Below are 18,014 nucleotides of genomic sequence, written 5' to 3' on the forward strand. Positions count from 1 at the left end.
GTAAAGATTGTTTGCAGGATAAATATATCGATGATGAAGGGGTGCGTGTTGGTGAAAACCCTAAGACTAATACTCTTAGGGTAAGGTTTCCTAACGATTTAGTTTGCCTATTTCATATACCACGACAAAAAATAAAAAGTTAAGCAAGCATTTTATACTATGGGCAAATACTTTTATAAAAAGGTTTAAAGAAGAGTATCATCAATGAAAACAAAAAAATAATTTTTATGGAGGATTTGGTTTCCTTTTTTTGTCGAATATTAATTTAAAGTAGTTTTAAAGTGAGGGGGAAAATTATAATGAGATTTTGGGCGATACTCTGTCCGCCTATTGCAGTTATTATGACAGGCAGACCTTTTCAAGCGTTAATAGCGTTGGTTCTTTGGTTATGTCTTTGGATACCAGGAAGTATCTACGCTTGGGGAATAGTAACTGATCATAAAGCAGATAAGCGGATGGAAAAGCAGGTTAAGTTACAGCATAAGCTTAGCGAGAAAGCGGAAAGAGAAAAGCAAGCATAACTAGGAATATATACGTGGAGGCACCTCAACGGAGGTGCTTTTTTATGACTTAATTTTTCCTCTTGACATACCGATAAAGGTAATAGGGAGGGGTTATTTCAATGAAAGATTTATCCTTGAAAGTCATTATTTTAAAGAACAATATTAGAGATTTAGAAGAAAGACTTGAATCATTTGAGGAAATAAATTGTATAAGTGAGAAAAATCATTACCAATTAGAAAGCATTAAAGTAGAAAAACAAGGAATCAAGATAGTAGATACTGAAAATAAAATACTTTTAGCTATTTCAAGCGCAATGGTTGCTTTCTTACTACCTTTTTTATCAAGTATGATATTACAAAGTAAAGGTTATGAAGCAACGGCAAATTTTATAATTTTGGTTATAACGTTAATTTTCCTTTTTAAACTTTTTTATAAATTGAATAAGTTGCATAGGGAGAATCTCCAAAAATATACCTTGATTGACGGATATTTAGAACTATTGATAGAAAGAAAAAAAGAATTAGAATATCTAACAAAATGAGACATCTCACATAGGGTGTCTTTTTTCATGCAATAAAAAGAGAAATAGAAGGGGGACAATTAAATATGGACAAGGAGATGATTAGATGGGTGGTTTTAATTTGCAATATTTAGAAGCAACACATATGTATTTATTTGGAGGAGTGAAGTTTCTCCACTTTTTATTATTATTAATGGCTTTGGATATCATTACAGGGGTATTCAAAGCGTGGAAAAACGGTAACTTATGGAGTAGAAAGAGCCTGTTTGGATATGCACGTAAGGTGCTTGTATTAGTCGTAATCGTATTGGCTAATGTAGTAGATCAGATACTAGGTTTAGGTGGAGCGGTAGCTTATGCTACGGTTCTTTTTTATATCGCAAACGAAGGCATTAGCATCATTGAAAACCTTGCTGATATGGACGTAATAGTACCAAAAGCATTAGCAGAGAAGCTGCATAGCATTGATAACTCTGACAAGTCTATTGGCAAGGAAATCAAAGAAGAATTTACAAGCAAGGATAAAGAGTAGCTGCAGCTACTCTTTTTAAATTTATAAGGAGGTTTTATAAATGGTAAAAGTTAAACGTCAAATCGTACCGGCTAACATTGCTAAAAACGTTACTTATGCTGACAAAAATCCAGTTAATTATATTACAGTGCATCAAACAGGTAACCCAGGCAAAGGCGCTAACGCTAAGGCACACGCGAAATTACAGTCTAACGGTAATAGTAGAGCAGCATCTTGGCATTATACTGTGGATGATAAAGAGGCTTATCAATCGTTTGAGGATACAGCACAGTGCTGGCATTGTAGCGATGGGCAAGGGCCAGGGAATACACAATCCATTGGTGTGGAGATTTGTATCAATAGCGATGGGGATTACAAAAAAGCTGTAGCAAATGGCGCTAAATTAGTTAAACAGTTATTGGACAAGCACAATTTGTCTATTGATCGTGTCAAACAGCATCATGATTGGTACCCTAAAAATTGCCCGGCGCAAATCCGAGCAGGAAAAGACGGTATTACTTGGAGCGATTTTATTAATATGGTTAAGGGCGTTAAAGTGTCTAAGCCTAAGAAAACTCAAACAGGTTCCGAGCAGATTACTAAACCTAAAGCCAATCTGTCTGTAGATGGTAAATGGGGCGATTCAACTACTCTTGCATTACAAAAGGCGTTAGGTACTCCACAAGACGGAATTATCAGCAAACAGCCTAGAAACTCTGCCACTCAATCCTTGTATGGTAATACGGTGCAATTTGGTAATGGTGGGAGTAATGTAATTGTAGCCTTGCAGAAGAAAATTGGTGCAGGTACTGATGGAAAACTCGGTCCTGGTACCATAAGATCCTTACAAAAATATTTAGGAACTCCAGTAGATGGTGTGTTAAGTCGTCCGTCCATAGTGGTAAAAGAGATGCAGCGCAGGTTAAATGCTGGTACGTTTTAAGCAAAAAAATAAGCCCTTCACTCTTGTGAGGGGCTATACATATTATTTAAACATTTTCCTAATCGTCTTTCCTGCAGCACGACCTGTCACGCGCCTGCCAATCCGTTTCCCGACTTTACCTTTTCTTACAGCATCAACGTCGTTCCAAATTCTTAAAAATTTATATATGCTTGATTTTAGGCTCATTGTTTTCACCTCTGTTGTATATTAAATGTTCATTATGCTATAATCTAGGTGTAGTCGCTCCCGGCTAGGGGAGCGTGGATTGAAATATTTTTGTGAAAAGGCACTCAATAATGGGTGTCTTTTTTTATATGCTGATTGTGTTTCCCATACCATCTTCCCATCCGTTAACATCTTCTCCGTTGTCTAAATCTGTTACGATCTGTTCCATATCTTCGATAGTTTCAGGTGTGATCGTCGCTACAACTTCTCCGTTTTGCATTACTTCAAACTCATGTAAATCCCCATCTAAAGCAACCTCTACTACTGCATAACCTTCTCTTTTCCATTCTCTCATTTGTAACATCTCCTTTTAGTTTTTGAGGATGTATCTTAACCTCTTAATTACATTATAACCGATAACGGTTATTTAGTCAATCACCTTTTGTTATTTTTTTAGGATTTTCTTGATTTTTATCTAAAATCCACGTCTTGCCAATCTTTATAGCTTTAACTTTACCATCCCGACAAAGTTTTTTAACGTGATCGGGAGAAAATCCCCATAATTCACCTGCTGTTTCTACGCCCATTATTTGTTCTAACACATTTTGATTTTTCATGTTGCTACTCCTCCCGTATTGTTATAGATTAATGGTAACCGATAACGGTCTATTAGTCAACGGTAAATAAGTTAACCGATGAATATTATTTCCGTTTATTATACCAATCCAACGGATCCAGCATTTCAATATTTCTTATCTCTTCAAGGCTGCAACTTGCTTTCCTTCCATCTTTTAACTGCAGGTGTATCTTGTTGCCGCCATATCCAGCTACTTTACATATCACATCTTTATAAAAACTGCCGTTTCTCATTACATTGGCTTGAATGGTTACAGGTGAGTCAGTTATATACGCCCTATGCAACACCTGGGATATTTCTATCTCAGACATTTCCTCTTTTCCTTCAATTTCAGTGATTTCAGCATCCATCTTTTTTAGCGCATCCGTTTGGTCAGCAAGTATCATACCCTGCCACTTTAAAATACCCCTGTCTCTATATCCAAACATTTCAGGTGTGAAGCGAGTTATAGCGTAATCAGCCATTGTTATCTCTCCTTTATTACTAAAAAATAACAGTACATTTGTTCTTGTTTTGCGTTATATTAATATTATAACCAGAACAAACATTCGTCAAATGGTGATTTATGGAGGGATATTAATGATTGGTTTCTTGACAAGCGCGATGGAGAATAAAGAAAAAGTTATGATTTATTATATGGACTCTGAAGGCAACGTTAGTCAAAGGGTTATAAGAGTAGTTGATATAAATGACAATAAGATGTTAGTTTACTGCTATTATCGAAAACAGGTGCGCAGTTTTAAAATGGATGGCATTCTGTCTTGTGGTCCATTAAAAAGGAGTGCCAGTTAGAACATAAAAAAAAGAGGGGGATAACACCCCTCTTTTAAAGAAATTACAGACTATTCTTTGTGAAAGTCCATTTTTACATTACTACCAATATGACCGCCTTGTTCCCCATTATCAAGCACAACCCAGGGTGTATTTATTTCCAATGAAAAAGATTCTGGTATACCTCTGTTAATTGGTATAAGAATAAACGCATCGGTAACTACAGAAGGAGCTGATTTTCCAACAGCATATAAAAAATCACTTTCGGCTTGCTCTTGTGTGTCTGTTATAATTTCAGCTTCTGAGTTAAACTGAACGGAGTTGTCAGTGGTATTTTCTGTTTCACCAACCAAGGCAATATATTCTTGACTGTCACTTTCCACTGCTAATACGGAAAACTTATACTCGTATCCGTCAAAATTTACTTCATTAAATCCGTTATCAGCAGATTCATCACTTTTATATTTATCTAATATAGTATAAGTTTCTCCCATCTCATCAGTATAAGAATTTAAATCATTGTCAAAATTACCAAATTCCATTGTGGATATTTCAGTTTCTTCAACATCACTATTTCCTACGGCATTAGATTCATTCCCGCACGCACTTAAAAAAAAGACCAACAATAATACAAAAAATATCTTTTTCATAACCTTCCCCCTCGATCTATGTATAGGAAAATTATACCTTAATTTTGTAAGGAATAATATACCTATTCATCTTCTAATTTATAAAGATCATCTACCTTGCAATCCAAAATGCGCGCAAGCTTCATAGCATTTATCAAAGATGGCATACTATGTCCATTAATCCACCTAGATAAAACGATATGGCTAACTCCCAATCTCTTTGCGACTTCTTTTTTGGACATCCTGCTTTTTGCAATCCAAACATTTATATTATTATTCATATGCATCACCTATAAAAATATTTCCACAAACTAATGTAATAATCCTTTATATTATTAGTTTATTTTTTTAACAATTTGTCGAGGTAGATAATCAGCAAACGATGGCAACCAATATCGAAAAGATAAAAAAATATAAGGAACTGTCTTATGTTATTTTCCAGCAATACAATCATCGGCCGACTGTCATTTGGTATGCTGCATCTGAATTGAGGAAAAGGAAGTTAGAAAAGCTTTGTGTTCAGTATGGATTGAAGTTTCAAATTTATTAAAAAAAGAGAGGGGTTATCCCTCTCTTGATATAGTTGTATTTATATAACGTTAGCATCAGGCTCTGGTAAATCGACACTGGCACTGGACACCTTATTTAATGAATGTCAGCGTCAATATTTAGAATCGATGGGTATGCAGGGAATCAACAAGCCTAAAGTTGATTCTATCAGTGGTCTGTCGCCTGCAATCAGTATCAATCAGCATATTACTAACCGGAATCCGCGTTCGACAGTAGGAACGATGACGGACATGTACACGAGCTTACGAATGGTATTCGAAAAGCTGGGCGAAAGAGAGTGTCCTAAGTGTCAATACAGAATCAACCCAATGACATATGAAGGGACAGTAGAAAAAGAAGAAGACAGCTTTACAGAATATATCTTTTGCCCGAATTGCAATGAAAAAATGGAAAAGCTGACTCGTACTCATTTTTCTTATAATACAACAGAAGGTGCCTGTCCGACCTGTAAAGGATTAGGAGAAACAGTGGCTATTCATCTTCCATCGGTTTTTCATGAGGAGCTGTCCTTAGAGGATGGTGCGGTAGATATATTTGCGGGACGTTACGGAGAATATCAGATTGCTGTTTTAAAAGCAGCTTTTCGCTATTACAGACTGCCAGATGCAGATAATATTCCTGTAAAGGATTTTGATGAGGGGCAGAAGACTATCCTTTACTATGGTGTAGAAAGTGATGAGGTGAAGCAGCTTTTTCCAGATGTGAAGCCTCCAAAAACAGTGGAGAAAGGAAAATTTCCTGGCGTCCTGACCTCCATGTGGCGTCGCTATGCAGAGCATGATGGTTCTTCGGCAGAAGCAGATACTTATTTCTATTCGCAAACCTGCCCGGATTGTCATGGCGATCGTTTAAACGCGGTAAGCAGAGCAGTCACTGTTGATGGCTGGACAATACCACAGCTAGTTGTAGAGTCCTTAGAAGAAATGGCGGCTTGGGCAGCCAAACTGGGGGAGTCTCTGGAGCAAACAAGCTACCAGCTTGTCGAAACATTTATGGAAGATATTAAAACAAAGCTTTCCCGTATTATCAAAATTGGATTAGGGTATCTGACACTGGATAGGCAGGTGATCACTTTATCCGGTGGGGAGGCGCAGCGGATAAGGCTGTCAGCTCTTCTGGATTCGGCGCTTACAGGCGTACTTTATATTATGGACGAGCCGACAGTAGGTCTTCATCCTAAGGATACTGCAGGTCTAATCAGTGTCTTAAAGCATCTGCGTGATTTAGGAAATACTGTTTTATTAATTGAGCATGATGTGGATGTGATGAAAGAAGCTGATTATATTATTGATATTGGTCCTGGAGCAGGAAAGCTTGGTGGAACTGTGGTCGGACAGGGAACCTTACAAGAATTAATTGGTGAAGAAAAGTCAGTTACAGGACAATATTTACGTACAGTAAAACCAAGGAAGACCAATTATCGGACTGAGAAAGAGGGAGGTATAACGATACATCATGCTGTTGCAAATAATCTCCAGGATGTGACAGTAACTTTTCCGAGAGGATGTCTAACAGCAGTAACAGGTGTTTCAGGTTCAGGCAAGTCTTCGTTATTATTTGAAGTACTGGCAAAAGCAAATGAGGCAATTAATGAAGGCTTTGAAAAGATAACAGGCATGGATAGCTTTGACCAGATGATTATTGTCGGCCAATCACCGCTTAGCAGAATGAAGCGGTCAAATACAGCGACTTATATTGATTTATTTACACCAGTCCGTTCACTGTATTCTAAATTACCTGAAGCAAAGGAAAAGAAGCTGACGGCCAAGCATTTCTCTTTTAATACAGCAGGGGGCCGCTGTGAAAATTGCCAGGGGCTAGGCTATGTAACGACAAATATGCTCTTTTTCCCCGATTTAGAGGTAGTTTGTCCAGAATGTCAGGGAAGAAGATTTAAACAAGAGGTGTTAGCGGTGAAATATCAAGGCTATTCCATTAATGATATTTTGGAATGCTCGGTGCACGAGTGCCACGCTATCTTTGAAGGGGAAAAGAAGATACAGACCATTTTAAAGCTCTTAACAGAAATTGGTTTAGGATACCTGAAAATGGGGCAATCATTAACCACTCTTTCAGGCGGGGAAGGACAGAGGCTAAAGCTTGCAAAAGAGCTGATGAAGCAGGGGAAGAAGACTTCTCTCTATTTACTGGATGAACCGACCACCGGATTACACCCGAATGATACGATTCAACTTTTGAAACTGTTAAACAGATTAGTAGATGCAGGAAATACGGTAATTATGGTGGAGCATAACAGCCAGGTTATCGAAGCTGCGGACTGGGTAGTTGATTTAGGCCCTGAAGGCGGAGCAAAAGGGGGACAGGTGATAGCTGAAGGAACACCGGAAATGATTAGGAAAAATAAAGATTCATTTACGGGGCAGTATTTATAAGTTGAATTTAATATCTTTTAAACGAAAAGGTCATTCTTTTAAAAAGGATGGCTTTTTAGCTTGTAAAGACGTTGCATACATTGAGTTTATATAAAAAATGGTGAACATTTTTCAATAAAGTAGAATGAATCTTTGCAGGGTGAAGTAACGTAAATAGAAAAGAAGGACATTTATTAGTATATTTGTCCAAGGATCGTATGAAGGTTAGAAGTAAAGAGGAGGTGTAATAAAGTGAGCTATGAGTTTCATGCTGGAGCGATGATAATTGTTACACTCACAGCTGTATTAGCAATATTTTTAGTATGTAAAACCAGCAACAGACTATCTGTTCTAATTGGTTTGATCAGCTGGATTGCATTAAGCGCTTACTTTATAATAGAAGCAATTGTTATTCGGGCAACTGCAGCGCCGTACAGCTTCTTGAATCAGCCGATGAGTGATTTAGGGGTAACTGCATGTGGAACAGATACCTATCTACTCGCAAGTTATACGATTTGTTCACCTTATCATTGGCTGATGAACTGGACATTTTTCTTAACAGGCTTATTTATTTTGATTGGTGCTGTGTTACTTTCCCCGCTATGGCCGAAGGTTCGTTCCGCTAAAATAGCAAATATTTTAATTGGTGTTTTTGGAGTAAGCTATGCCATCTCAGGAATCATCCCTGCTGACATTGATTTTTACTGGCACACGTTAACTGCACTCCCGGGTATGGTTGTACAGATTCCTGCTATGATTTTAATCAGTATTGCTATTCATAAAAAGATGCCCCGTATATTTTGGTGGACAATTATTTGTACGATAGTTACCACAGCAGCTCTTCTAAGTCTGTTTTTACAGCCTGTATTTACTGGACTCCCTGGCGGTTTGCTTCAGCGTATACTCTACGCTTCTGTATATATCTGGCTGACAGGTACTGCAATTGGTCTTTGGAGCAGGCGAATTCATAAGGCGCAGCAGAAAGGAAGCTGAAGGTACTAAGGTGCTAAAAAGACTCCTGTCTGAAGGGAGACCGTTCCAGGATAGGAGTCTTAAATTTGAAAAATACCGGTTAGAAGTATCTTTTAGTCTGCCGACGGTATTCTAATCAGCTTAATATCATTATTTCCGGGAGAGTCTCAACTATCTGCTTATTAATAAAAACTTTTGGAATTAACAAATTATATTGAACTGGCAGGTGCTTAGTGCTATGATTTTCATATTCTGATAATTTCAGATAAATGATGGAGGAAGGAAGAATAGAGTTTGAACAAACAGAAAGAACAAATAAACGAATACATAAAATCACCTGAAAAGCAGCAGCAGCTGTATAAAAGGACTTTGATGGTTGTTATCCTTGCACAAATTTTCGGAGGTGCCGGGCTGGCTGTTGGAGTTACAGTTGGAGCTTTGTTAGCACAGGATTTATTAGGATCAGATAGTGTAACGGGCTTACCATCCATGTTGTTTACACTGGGAGCTGCAGGAGCCGCCTTGTTTGTCGGGCGGGCGTCCCAACGTTATGGCCGGCGGTTTGGACTTACTGCCGGATTCTTAGGTGGAGCTCTAGGGGCTGTCGGAATTATTATAGCGGCAGTATCAGAAAACATTATTTTGCTATTCTTTGCTTTACTGGTTTATGGAGCAGGTTCAGCGACTAACTTGCAGGCCAGATATGCAGGAACCGATTTAGCAAATTCAAATCAGCGCGCAAAAGCAGTAAGTATGGCCATGGTATCAAGTACTCTCGGGGCTGTAGCTGGTCCTAATTTAGTCAGTGTGATGGGAAATGTTGCAGAATCTATTGGAATACCTGCTCTGGCCGGCCCGTTTATCTTGGCAGCAGCTGCATATTTTTTTGCTGGGCTTATCTTCTTTATTTTATTAAGACCGGATCCATTTATTGTAGCGAAAGAAATCAGGCTGGCAGAGGCCAAAACTGATAAGCAGTCTGCAGCGGCTGCAGAGGAAACTCTGGAAAAAGATAAAAGAGGAATTTTTGCCGGTGCTTTTATTATGATTATCAGTCAATTTACGATGGTCGCTATCATGACGATGACGCCTATACATATGGGACATCATGGTCACGAACTCAGTAATGTTGGATTTGTCATTGGCCTCCATGTGGGAGCTATGTATCTTCCCTCTCTAGTTACCGGCTATCTGGTGGATAAGGTTGGGCGGGTAAACATGGCATTTGCATCTGGTATTACGCTTATGCTGGCAGGGATATCAGCAGCTTTTGGACCGGCAGAATCTACGATGGCTCATGTGACAGCTTTAGTATTGCTGGGGCTTGGCTGGAATTTTGGTCTGATTAGCGGAACAGCGATGCTGGTAGATGCAACGCCAGCAAATACGCGTGCTAAATCTCAAGGATCCGTTGATGTCTGGATATCTTTGGCAGGTGCAGTTGGCGGCGGATTGTCAGGGGTGATTGTCGCCCAGTCAAGTTATATGACATTAACTTTATCCGGAGCAGTGCTTGCGGTAAGTATTATTCCGGTTGTTATTTTAACAGTGGGCTATTTAAGAGGGTGGCGCTGGAATCATTAAGTGCATTTTACTAGAAAAGAAAAGTAGAATATAGTATTCTAGCGTAATAATTAACAGACTTTTCAATTAGATAGAGGGGATAAGAAATGGAGAATATTGTTTATTTTAATCAGATAACCTGGCGCAGAAATAATCAGGAAATTTTAAAGGATATTAATTGGCAAATTAAAGAAGGAGAGCAGTGGGCTATACTAGGTTTAAATGGGTCAGGAAAAACCTCTCTCTTAAACATTATCACTGGCTATAACTATCCGACATCCGGGAAGATGACAGTGCTGGATCAGCTTTTCGGAAGAACAGATTTATCTGAACTACGAAAATCAATTGGTTATGTAAGCAGTGCGCTGGATCGTTTTCAAGATACAATCCAGCTTGAATCAGTTGAAAATGTCATTGTCAGCGGGAAATTTGCTTCCTTTGGTATTTATGAAGATGTGTCAGAAGCTGATTGGCGTCTTGTTGATCAAATACTTTCAGATCTTCGATTAGAGTATTTAAAAGGAAAAAAATATAGTGTACTTTCTCAGGGAGAAAGGAGACGGGTGCTGATTGGCCGTGCGTTGATGAGCCAGCCGGAGATTCTGATTTTGGATGAACCCTGCTCTGGATTAGATATTTTATCGCGTGAGGAAGTGCTGGAATTAATGGATGATCTAAAAGAGAATACCCATCTGCTATATGTCACACACCATATTGAAGAAATTACCGAAGCAATTACCCATGTTGCCTTAGTGCGTGACGGTGAATTAGTCGCTGCAGGAGAAAAGCACGATGTCCTGACAGATGCTTTATTAAGTGAAACATTTAAAATTCCTGTTCAAGTACATTGGGATAGTGACAGACCCTGGTTAACGATTGAAAAAAGAAAATAGTTGTGTGGATGAAGCTTCCCCCTTTGAAAGATATTTCTAATTTCCAGGAAAAAGTGTATGATAGAGAGGAAGAAACTCGAAATGGGGGAAAATATGGTGAAAAGCAGACTTTTTATGGTTCTTGCCATAGCTATGGTATTATTGCTGGGAGCTTGCAATAAAGACAAAGAAGAAGAGCAGGATCCGGCTCCGGAACCAGAAGAACAGACAGTAGAAATTCCTGAATTAGAGGAAGAAGAAGCGGAAGAAGTATTACAAACTTATGAAGAAGCTTATCAAAATGTAGTTGAAAATGCAGAAGAAGATGGAGAATTAACTGATTTTGATTCTATAGAAGAACTTCATCAAGAATTTTTAAACATTATGTCAGAAGAACTGGCAGATGACTTCATTGATACTTATTTTGAAGAAAATGAAGAGAGCCTCATCTACATAGATAATTCAGAGGAGCCTGTCTGGTTTGATAAAGAAGAAGCATATGAATTTGAAAAAGTAGAAGACGATTCATATGAAGTGAAGCAGGAGCAGGAAGAAAATAAAGTGATTGTTACCTACTCTATTTCCTGGGATGACGAGAAGTGGATTGTTTCTGCTGTAGAGACAGAAGAAATTCCATCTGAGGAAAGCGATGCTTCAAATGATGAATCGGAATCTGATACGGATGTTAATCAGTCTGAACAAGAAGACAATGAAGCGGTAAACGAAGAAACAAACGATACAACAGAAGAAGATGAATCTAATGATAGTACCGGGAGCACTGCTGAAGAAGCGGAAGATAATCAGGTAGATTCTGATAGTGAGGGAAATAATTCCAATCAGGGCGATTCTGATGGTAACGGAACATCAAATGACACCGATGCCTCAGAGGATGATCAGAATTCGGCCCCGGCAGAGGATGACGGTGAGAACGCTGAAGAAGCAGCAGGATCAATAAGTGAGTCAGAGGCTGAAAATCTTGTGAAAGAGTATTTAAGTATTACCGATGATGATTTGAATGTTGTGACTGATCATCAGGATGAAAATGGAAATTATGTAGTTCAGGTTTACTCTGTTGTTGGGGAGGGAGATTCTTCCCACACTTCAACTTACGGCTGGTTTATCGTGAATAAAGAAACTGGTGAAGTGGAGCAGATGCAATAACGAAAGAGTATAGTGAATAAGTTAGAAGCTGGCAGGATAATCTTTATGAGACAGATTATCCTGCCAGCTTTTTTAAATCCAGTAAAAAGCATGATTTTCGTGCCGGTAAGCAAATCTAAGTATTCCTGTTACATTGCAATCTTTCGTTTTAAGATTATTGTATAATGTAAAAGAAAGATTCTTTTTAGGCATATAATTCACGCAACGTTTTTCAGCAGAGCGGGTAATTACAATCCTGTCCCAAAATATTTCAATGTAATAAAAATAGTTATTTACAAGGAGCGGAAAAGGTGGAAAAAGTCGCTTTAATTATAAATCCTCAAGCGGGAAAGCATAAGCTAGAAAAAGAATTAGATAAAATTGAGTCCAGGCTGACGGAAGCTTTTGGGAAAGTTACTGTTTATCAGACCGCGCAGGAAGGTGACGGAAAGCGATTTGTAGAACAGCATGCAGAAGAAGTCGATTTATTGATAGCTGGAGGCGGAGATGGCACTGTTTTTGAAATAATAAATGCCCTGGTTCCTTTAGAAAATAGACCTGTATTTGCCATCTTACCCGGCGGTACTTGCAATGATTTTTCAAGGACGCTCGGTATCAGCCAAAAACCTCTGGAGGCACTGGAGCAAATTATTATACAGAAGTGTGTTCATGTAGATATAGGCAGCTATCATGAGCATTACTTTTTAAATTTCTGGGGAATTGGCATTATTTCAAAGGTTGCTGAGGAAATGGATGATGCTAATAAGCAGCTGATCGGACGCCTTTCTTATTATCTGAATACATCAAAACTTGTTTTTCAAGATAAGGCATTCTCTTTAAAAATACGCAGTGAGGAGCTTCATTATGATGAGAAAGCTGAACTGCTTATTATTGGAAATGGCTCGTATCTGGGCGGGATCCAATCCTTTTTTCCACATGCGGATATACAGGATGGAAAATTTGATGTATTGATTGTCAAGGAAGCAAAGTTGAAGTACCTGAAGAAATGGCTGGAGACTAAAATACGGGATGATTATCCTGAAAATGAAAAAGATGATGATATTATTTATTTCCGTACCAGCCGATTGGAAGTATTTGCTTCACCGGAACAGAACATCGATTGTGATGGAGAATTCTTAGCTAAAACACCAGCTAAAGTAGAGGTGCTTCCTAAACATTTGGAAATGATTTATGGAGAGATGCAATAAGTTTTAAAAGCTGATGGATAAGGGCATGCTCATCTTGATTAATGTAGATGCAGCTGCTTGTCCATCAGCTTTTTTATTTTAGCGTTTCAACTTCTTCATCAGTTTATCTGCTTCTTTGGCCTGTGAGGTATAGCTGTTATTTTTCCAGTGATTCCAAATTTCTGATACTAATAAAGCGATAAGGGATAGTACCGAAACAAGATCTTCATTTGACAGAGGAATGAGCCGATAGCCTAGCATCATTGCAGCTGTGTTTACAAATACAATGACTAAAACAGTCAGCCGTATCCACTTATTATTTATTCTTGCTAAATTTTCACTCATGGAACAAGCCTCCTTTTTATAAGATATGGGAGAATGAGGATAATTATGAGAATGGGCAGCCGCTATTAAAAACAAAATTATTACAAAAATATTAAAAATATTACAATAATGTTAAACATTATAATCTTTGTTGACGCTTTCATTTTTAATGCTAATATTAAGTTAAGATGGTTGTAAATTAAATACAAAATTGACAATTTTGCCTTTGCAGCTTAGATAATTTTGGCTCTTGATTCATAACCGTCTAAACAAATAAAGGAGGAGTTTTATGCGAAGGTTATTTCAGGATAAGTCGTTGAAGTATCTCGGAACATCAATTGTTTCACTCGTCTTTTTCATGTTTGTTGGACTGGGAGCTGCTGCTGCACATGGGTATATCGAGCAGCCGAAATCAAGAGGATTATTATGTAAAGAACAGGTGAATACAAATTGTGGAGGTGTTCAATGGGAGCCTCAAAGTCTGGAAGCACCAAAAGGATTTCCTGGGGCAAGTATTCCAGATGGAGAAATTGCTTCTGCCGGAGGGACTTTTCCGGAATTGGACGCACAAACTGCTGACCGCTGGGCAAAGGTTAATTTGAATTCCGGTGTAAACACATTTACCTGGCATTTAACAGCGAAGCATGCGACAACAAAATGGCATTATTATATTACCAAGCCAGATTGGAATCCGAATCAGCCGCTGACAAGGGATCAATTTGAGCTCGTTCCATTCTATGAAGTCTATGATGGAGGCGCAATACCGGGTGAGAAGGTAACCCATCAAGTAACCATCCCGGAACGGACTGGTTATCATGTTATTTTAGGAGTATGGGATGTTTATGATACAGCGAATGCTTTCTATAATGTAATTGATGTTAACTTTGGCGGTGAAGGAACAGACCCGGGGCCGGGAGAACCGGATCCAGAAGTTCCCGGGTATCCAGCGTGGGATGCTAAAAATGTCTATCTTGGAGGAGATAAAGTCACGTATAATGGAAAAGTATATCAGGCAAAATGGTGGACCACTGGAGAAACGCCGGGAACTGCCGGAGTATGGGAGCTTGTAGAGTAATCTGATTTAAATTATCTAAATGTTTAAATAAATTAGCTGCGCAGATTATTTTACTAAAATAAAAAAGAATGTTGCATAAATATAAGAATTCTAGTATGATGATTTATAATTTATTTTTGAAAAGCAATGAAGAGGATACGAATTATCTGGAAGGTTCAAAGAGAGGGGAGCAAAGGTGAGAGCTCTCTAACATGAAAGGATAATTTACCACCTCCGAGCTGCGTCAGGGTAACAACTGGCGACGTAAGCATGCAACGTTACTGCAAAATGAAGCCGTCAAGTTAGTTTGACGGGAATTTGGGTGGAACCGCGAAGATAACACATTCGCCCCTTCTTAGGAAGGGGAGGATGTGTTTTTTTATATCATAAAAAGGTTTTTAGAATAGAAAAAGTGATGAAGAGGATATGAATTAACTGGAAGGTTCAAAGAGAGGAGAGTAAAGGTGAGAGCTCTCTAACCCGGAAGGATAGTTTACCGCCTCCGAGCTGCGTCAGGGTAACAACTGACGACGTAACTATGCAACGTTACTGCAAAATGAAGCTGTCAAATTAATTTGGCGGGAATTTGGGTGGAACCGCGAAAAAGTATATTCGTCCCTCTGTTTTAGAGGGAAGAGTATGCTTTTTTATTGGAATAAAACGAAAAGGAGTATTGAAAAAATGAAAAGTGAAGTAAAGGTTATTTTCCCCGATGGAAGAGAGAAAAATGTAGAAAAAGGTATATCAATAAAGAAAATTGCAGAACAAATATCAATGAGTTTAGCGAAAAAAGCTATTGCAGGAAAAGTGGACGGGAAGCTGGTAGATGTCAGTTATCCTGTGAAAGAAGAGAGTCATATTGAACTCTTGACACTGGATTCGGAGGAAGGGCTGAACATTATGCGGCATACTGCTGCTCACATCTTGGCACAGGCTGTGGAACGGCTTTACGGGAAGGGCAACGTTCAGTTTGGTATTGGACCAGTTATTGAACATGGCTTCTATTATGATATGAAATGCCGAGAATCCATTAATCAATCTGATTTGGCGAAAATAGAAAAAGAGATGCAAAAAATTATTCAGGAGAACATTCCAATTCGCTCGTATGAGCTCTCTTTGGAAGAAGCTCAGGCTTATTTCAAAAAGCAGAATCAGCCTTATAAGGTAGAGCTGTTAGGGAGTATTCCTGCAAATGAAGCCATTACTATCTACGAACAGGGGGATTTCTCTGATTTATGCAGAGGGCCTCATTTACCGTCCACAGGTCACGTAAAGGCATTTCATCTTACAAAACTGGCAGGAGCATATTGGCGGGGAGACAGTAATAATGAGATGCTTCAGCGCATTTACGGGATTGCATTTGCAAAGAAAAAAGACTTAGATGCACATTTGCATTTCTTAGAAGAAGCTGAAAAACGGGATCATCGTAAATTAGGAAAGCAACTGGAGCTGTTTATGTTTTCTGAAGAAGCACCGGGTATGCCATTTTATTTACCCAATGGTCAGATCATCCGTCAGGAGCTGGAGGAATTTTCCCGCGAAGCACAACTAAAAGCAGGCTATCAGGAAGTACGTACACCGCTTTTAATGAATCAGCAGCTCTGGGAAGAATCCGGTCATTGGGATCACTATCATGAAAACATGTATTTTTCCGAAGTAGACCATACAAATTTTGCATTAAAGCCGATGAATTGTCCGGGACATATGCTGATCTATAAGCAGAAGCTGCGTTCTTATCGTGATTTGCCAATCAGGCTGGCTGAATTTGGGCAAGTACACCGGCATGAATACAGTGGAGCTTTAAATGGATTACTTCGGGTCCGAACTTTCTGTCAGGATGATGCCCATATTTTTGTAAGAGAAGATCAAATTGAAGCAGAAATGGAAAAAGCAATTCATTTAATTGATGAAATCTACGGCGTGTTCGGTTTTTCTTACAATGTTGAATTATCTACCCGCCCGGAAAATTCCATGGGGGAAGATGCTGCCTGGCAAATGTCTGAGCAGGCTTTAGCAAATGTTTTAGAGCGGATAGATCTGCCTTATCAAGTCAATGAAGGAGATGGCGCATTTTATGGGCCGAAAATTGATTTTCATATTAAAGATGCTCTGGGGCGCAGTCATCAATGTGCAACATTACAGCTGGATTTTCAAATGCCGGAGAAGTTTGATTTAACTTATATCAATGCAGAGAATGAAAAGCAGCGTCCAGTGGTTATCCACCGGGCTATTTACGGATCAATTGACCGCTTTTTCGGAATTCTGATTGAACATTTTGCAGGTGCTTTTCCTTTGTGGCTGGCTCCGGTTCAAGCCGTTATTTTGCCGGTATCGTCTGTGCATCAGTCTTATGCTGATCAACTGGAAGATACTTTTAAAGCGGCAGGTATACGTATAGAATCTGACTGCCGGGAAGAAAAGCTCGGATTAAAATTAAGAGAAGCACAAATGAAGAAAATACCTTATATTTTTGTGGTTGGTGATGAGGAAGAAGAAAAACAAACAATAAATGTACGGAAATATGGAGAGAAGCAGAGTCAGAGCTTGTCAATTATGGAGGTGTTAAAGAGTCTTCAAAAAGAGATTGCAGAAAAGGCAATAAGACATGTGTGATTTTATGAGACTAGGATAAAAGAACCGGAAAAAACGCTTAATTACTATTCATTCTTGTTCAATTAGTATAAAATGGAATTATCATCTAAAGCTAAAGGGGATGAGTGAGGATGACAATTACATTTAAGAAAATTGACCGCTCAAATTATAAAAAATGCTCGTTATTAAAGGTAAATGATAATCAAAAAGATTTTGTAGCTCCTAATTGGTATTCTGTATTGGAAGCAGTTTATGAAGAGGAAGAGAAGCACCCATATGCTATTTATCATGGAGAGGACATGGTTGGATTTCTCATGTTATGCTACTATCCGGCAAGTAATATTTATGATAAAGATTCATGGTGGATGGATCGTTTTATGATTGCAAAGGATTTCCAAGGGAAGGGCTATGGCAAGGCTTCTTTAAGTAAATTTATAAAAGACTTTCGAAAGGATTATCCGGAAGAAGAATTGCGCACATCTGCTGTAAAAGACAACCGTGTTGCTATAACATTGTATGAACATTGCGGTTTTCAGCGGACAGGTGAATTTGTTGAAGAAGAAGCAGTACTGCTGTTAGATAGTTAGAAGTTTAAAATATTAGTAAAGGGCCGATGAATTAAAATCATCGGTCTTTTTGTTATCTAACTCAACTTTCGTACTTTAGAAGAAGCATCTATACTTTCTTA

The 18,014-nt window shown here is 38.6% G+C and carries 21 protein-coding genes and 1 other annotated feature; of the genes, 15 read left to right on the forward strand and 6 right to left on the reverse strand.

The window, feature by feature from the left end; translation table 11 throughout:
* The first annotated feature begins 299 nt into the window (after positions 1–299).
* The 4 genes from IEX29_RS24115 to IEX29_RS24130 all read left to right on the forward strand — a co-directional run bounded on the left by IEX29_RS24115 (position 300) and on the right by IEX29_RS24130 (position 2,478).
* Positions 300–521, forward strand: coding sequence for a YqaE/Pmp3 family membrane protein (locus tag IEX29_RS24115; RefSeq protein WP_229720367.1), 222 nt, complete (start codon positions 300–302; stop codon positions 519–521).
* Between the two features lie 101 nt (positions 522–622).
* Entirely contained in the window at positions 623–1,045 is a 423-nt protein-coding gene (locus IEX29_RS24120; RefSeq protein ID WP_188738039.1) for a hypothetical protein, read from the forward strand.
* An 85-nt stretch (positions 1,046–1,130) separates the two neighbouring features.
* Positions 1,131–1,556: a phage holin family protein gene (locus IEX29_RS24125; protein ID WP_188738040.1), complete on the forward strand. Its 426-nt coding sequence runs from the start codon at positions 1,131–1,133 to the stop codon at positions 1,554–1,556.
* A 40-nt stretch (positions 1,557–1,596) separates the two neighbouring features.
* Positions 1,597–2,478 (forward strand): peptidoglycan recognition protein family protein, encoded by an 882-nt coding sequence (locus IEX29_RS24130; protein WP_188738042.1) that lies wholly within the window; start codon positions 1,597–1,599, stop codon positions 2,476–2,478.
* 310 nt (positions 2,479–2,788) lie between these two features.
* Here the strand turns inward: IEX29_RS24130 and IEX29_RS24135 are convergent, their stop codons facing one another.
* The 3 genes from IEX29_RS24135 to IEX29_RS24145 form a co-directional block, all read right to left on the reverse strand.
* Positions 2,789–2,998 carry a hypothetical protein gene (locus tag IEX29_RS24135; RefSeq protein WP_188738044.1) on the reverse strand — a complete coding sequence of 70 codons (210 nt, stop codon included), beginning with the start codon at positions 2,996–2,998 and terminating at the stop codon, positions 2,789–2,791.
* Positions 2,999–3,074: 76 nt separating this feature from the next.
* Complete coding sequence (locus tag IEX29_RS24140) at positions 3,075–3,260, reverse strand: helix-turn-helix domain-containing protein (RefSeq protein WP_188738046.1); 186 nt, start codon at positions 3,258–3,260, stop codon at positions 3,075–3,077.
* Between the two features lie 85 nt (positions 3,261–3,345).
* Positions 3,346–3,744: a hypothetical protein gene (locus IEX29_RS24145; protein ID WP_188738047.1), complete on the reverse strand. Its 399-nt coding sequence runs from the start codon at positions 3,742–3,744 to the stop codon at positions 3,346–3,348.
* A 115-nt stretch (positions 3,745–3,859) separates the two neighbouring features.
* Between IEX29_RS24145 and IEX29_RS24150 the strand changes: the two genes are divergently transcribed.
* A complete protein-coding gene (locus IEX29_RS24150; RefSeq protein ID WP_188738049.1) occupies positions 3,860–4,072 on the forward strand; it encodes a hypothetical protein in 213 nt (70 codons plus the stop codon).
* A 50-nt stretch (positions 4,073–4,122) separates the two neighbouring features.
* Here IEX29_RS24150 and IEX29_RS24155 read toward each other — a convergent pair whose 3' ends face one another.
* Positions 4,123–4,701, reverse strand: coding sequence for a lipoprotein (locus IEX29_RS24155; protein WP_188738051.1), 579 nt, complete (start codon positions 4,699–4,701; stop codon positions 4,123–4,125).
* Positions 4,702–4,763: 62 nt separating this feature from the next.
* Complete coding sequence (locus IEX29_RS24160) at positions 4,764–4,961, reverse strand: helix-turn-helix transcriptional regulator (RefSeq protein WP_229720368.1); 198 nt, start codon at positions 4,959–4,961, stop codon at positions 4,764–4,766.
* Between the two features lie 101 nt (positions 4,962–5,062).
* Between IEX29_RS24160 and IEX29_RS26920 the strand changes: the two genes are divergently transcribed.
* From IEX29_RS26920 to IEX29_RS24190, 7 genes are all read left to right on the forward strand, one after another.
* Complete coding sequence (locus IEX29_RS26920; protein WP_229720369.1) at positions 5,063–5,230, forward strand: hypothetical protein; 168 nt, start codon at positions 5,063–5,065, stop codon at positions 5,228–5,230.
* Between the two features lie 133 nt (positions 5,231–5,363).
* The gene (gene uvrA / locus IEX29_RS24165) at positions 5,364–7,643 is read left to right on the forward strand and encodes an excinuclease ABC subunit UvrA (protein WP_229720370.1); all 2,280 of its coding nucleotides are present in this window, start codon (positions 5,364–5,366) and stop codon (positions 7,641–7,643) included.
* Between the two features lie 231 nt (positions 7,644–7,874).
* Entirely contained in the window at positions 7,875–8,615 is a 741-nt protein-coding gene (locus IEX29_RS24170) for a DUF998 domain-containing protein (protein ID WP_229720371.1), read from the forward strand.
* 273 nt (positions 8,616–8,888) lie between these two features.
* The gene (locus tag IEX29_RS24175; protein WP_188738054.1) at positions 8,889–10,178 is read left to right on the forward strand and encodes an MFS transporter; all 1,290 of its coding nucleotides are present in this window, start codon (positions 8,889–8,891) and stop codon (positions 10,176–10,178) included.
* 86 nt (positions 10,179–10,264) lie between these two features.
* Positions 10,265–11,050: an ABC transporter ATP-binding protein gene (locus tag IEX29_RS24180; protein WP_188738055.1), complete on the forward strand. Its 786-nt coding sequence runs from the start codon at positions 10,265–10,267 to the stop codon at positions 11,048–11,050.
* An 81-nt stretch (positions 11,051–11,131) separates the two neighbouring features.
* On the forward strand, positions 11,132–12,190 hold the full coding sequence (locus IEX29_RS24185) for a hypothetical protein (RefSeq protein WP_188738057.1): 1,059 nt from the start codon (positions 11,132–11,134) through the stop codon (positions 12,188–12,190).
* Between the two features lie 290 nt (positions 12,191–12,480).
* A complete protein-coding gene (locus IEX29_RS24190) occupies positions 12,481–13,377 on the forward strand; it encodes a diacylglycerol/lipid kinase family protein (RefSeq protein WP_188738058.1) in 897 nt (298 codons plus the stop codon).
* Between the two features lie 78 nt (positions 13,378–13,455).
* Here IEX29_RS24190 and IEX29_RS24195 read toward each other — a convergent pair whose 3' ends face one another.
* Entirely contained in the window at positions 13,456–13,701 is a 246-nt protein-coding gene (locus tag IEX29_RS24195; protein WP_188738060.1) for an SPP1 phage holin family protein, read from the reverse strand.
* A 268-nt stretch (positions 13,702–13,969) separates the two neighbouring features.
* Between IEX29_RS24195 and IEX29_RS24200 the strand changes: the two genes are divergently transcribed.
* The 3 genes from IEX29_RS24200 (at position 13,970) to IEX29_RS24210 (ending at position 17,913) form a co-directional block, all read left to right on the forward strand.
* Positions 13,970–14,755 (forward strand): lytic polysaccharide monooxygenase, encoded by a 786-nt coding sequence (locus tag IEX29_RS24200; RefSeq protein WP_188738062.1) that lies wholly within the window; start codon positions 13,970–13,972, stop codon positions 14,753–14,755.
* A 117-nt stretch (positions 14,756–14,872) separates the two neighbouring features.
* Positions 14,873–15,090 (forward strand) — a binding site (T-box leader).
* 325 nt (positions 15,091–15,415) lie between these two features.
* A complete protein-coding gene (gene thrS / locus IEX29_RS24205; protein WP_188738064.1) occupies positions 15,416–17,347 on the forward strand; it encodes a threonine--tRNA ligase in 1,932 nt (643 codons plus the stop codon).
* Between the two features lie 110 nt (positions 17,348–17,457).
* Entirely contained in the window at positions 17,458–17,913 is a 456-nt protein-coding gene (locus IEX29_RS24210) for a GNAT family N-acetyltransferase (RefSeq protein ID WP_188738065.1), read from the forward strand.
* Positions 17,914–18,014: the final 101 nt, after the last annotated feature.

Origin of the sequence: Oceanobacillus neutriphilus (genome assembly GCF_014645515.1) — a bacterium.
GTDB classification, from domain to species: domain Bacteria; phylum Bacillota; class Bacilli; order Bacillales; family Amphibacillaceae; genus Oceanobacillus; species Oceanobacillus neutriphilus.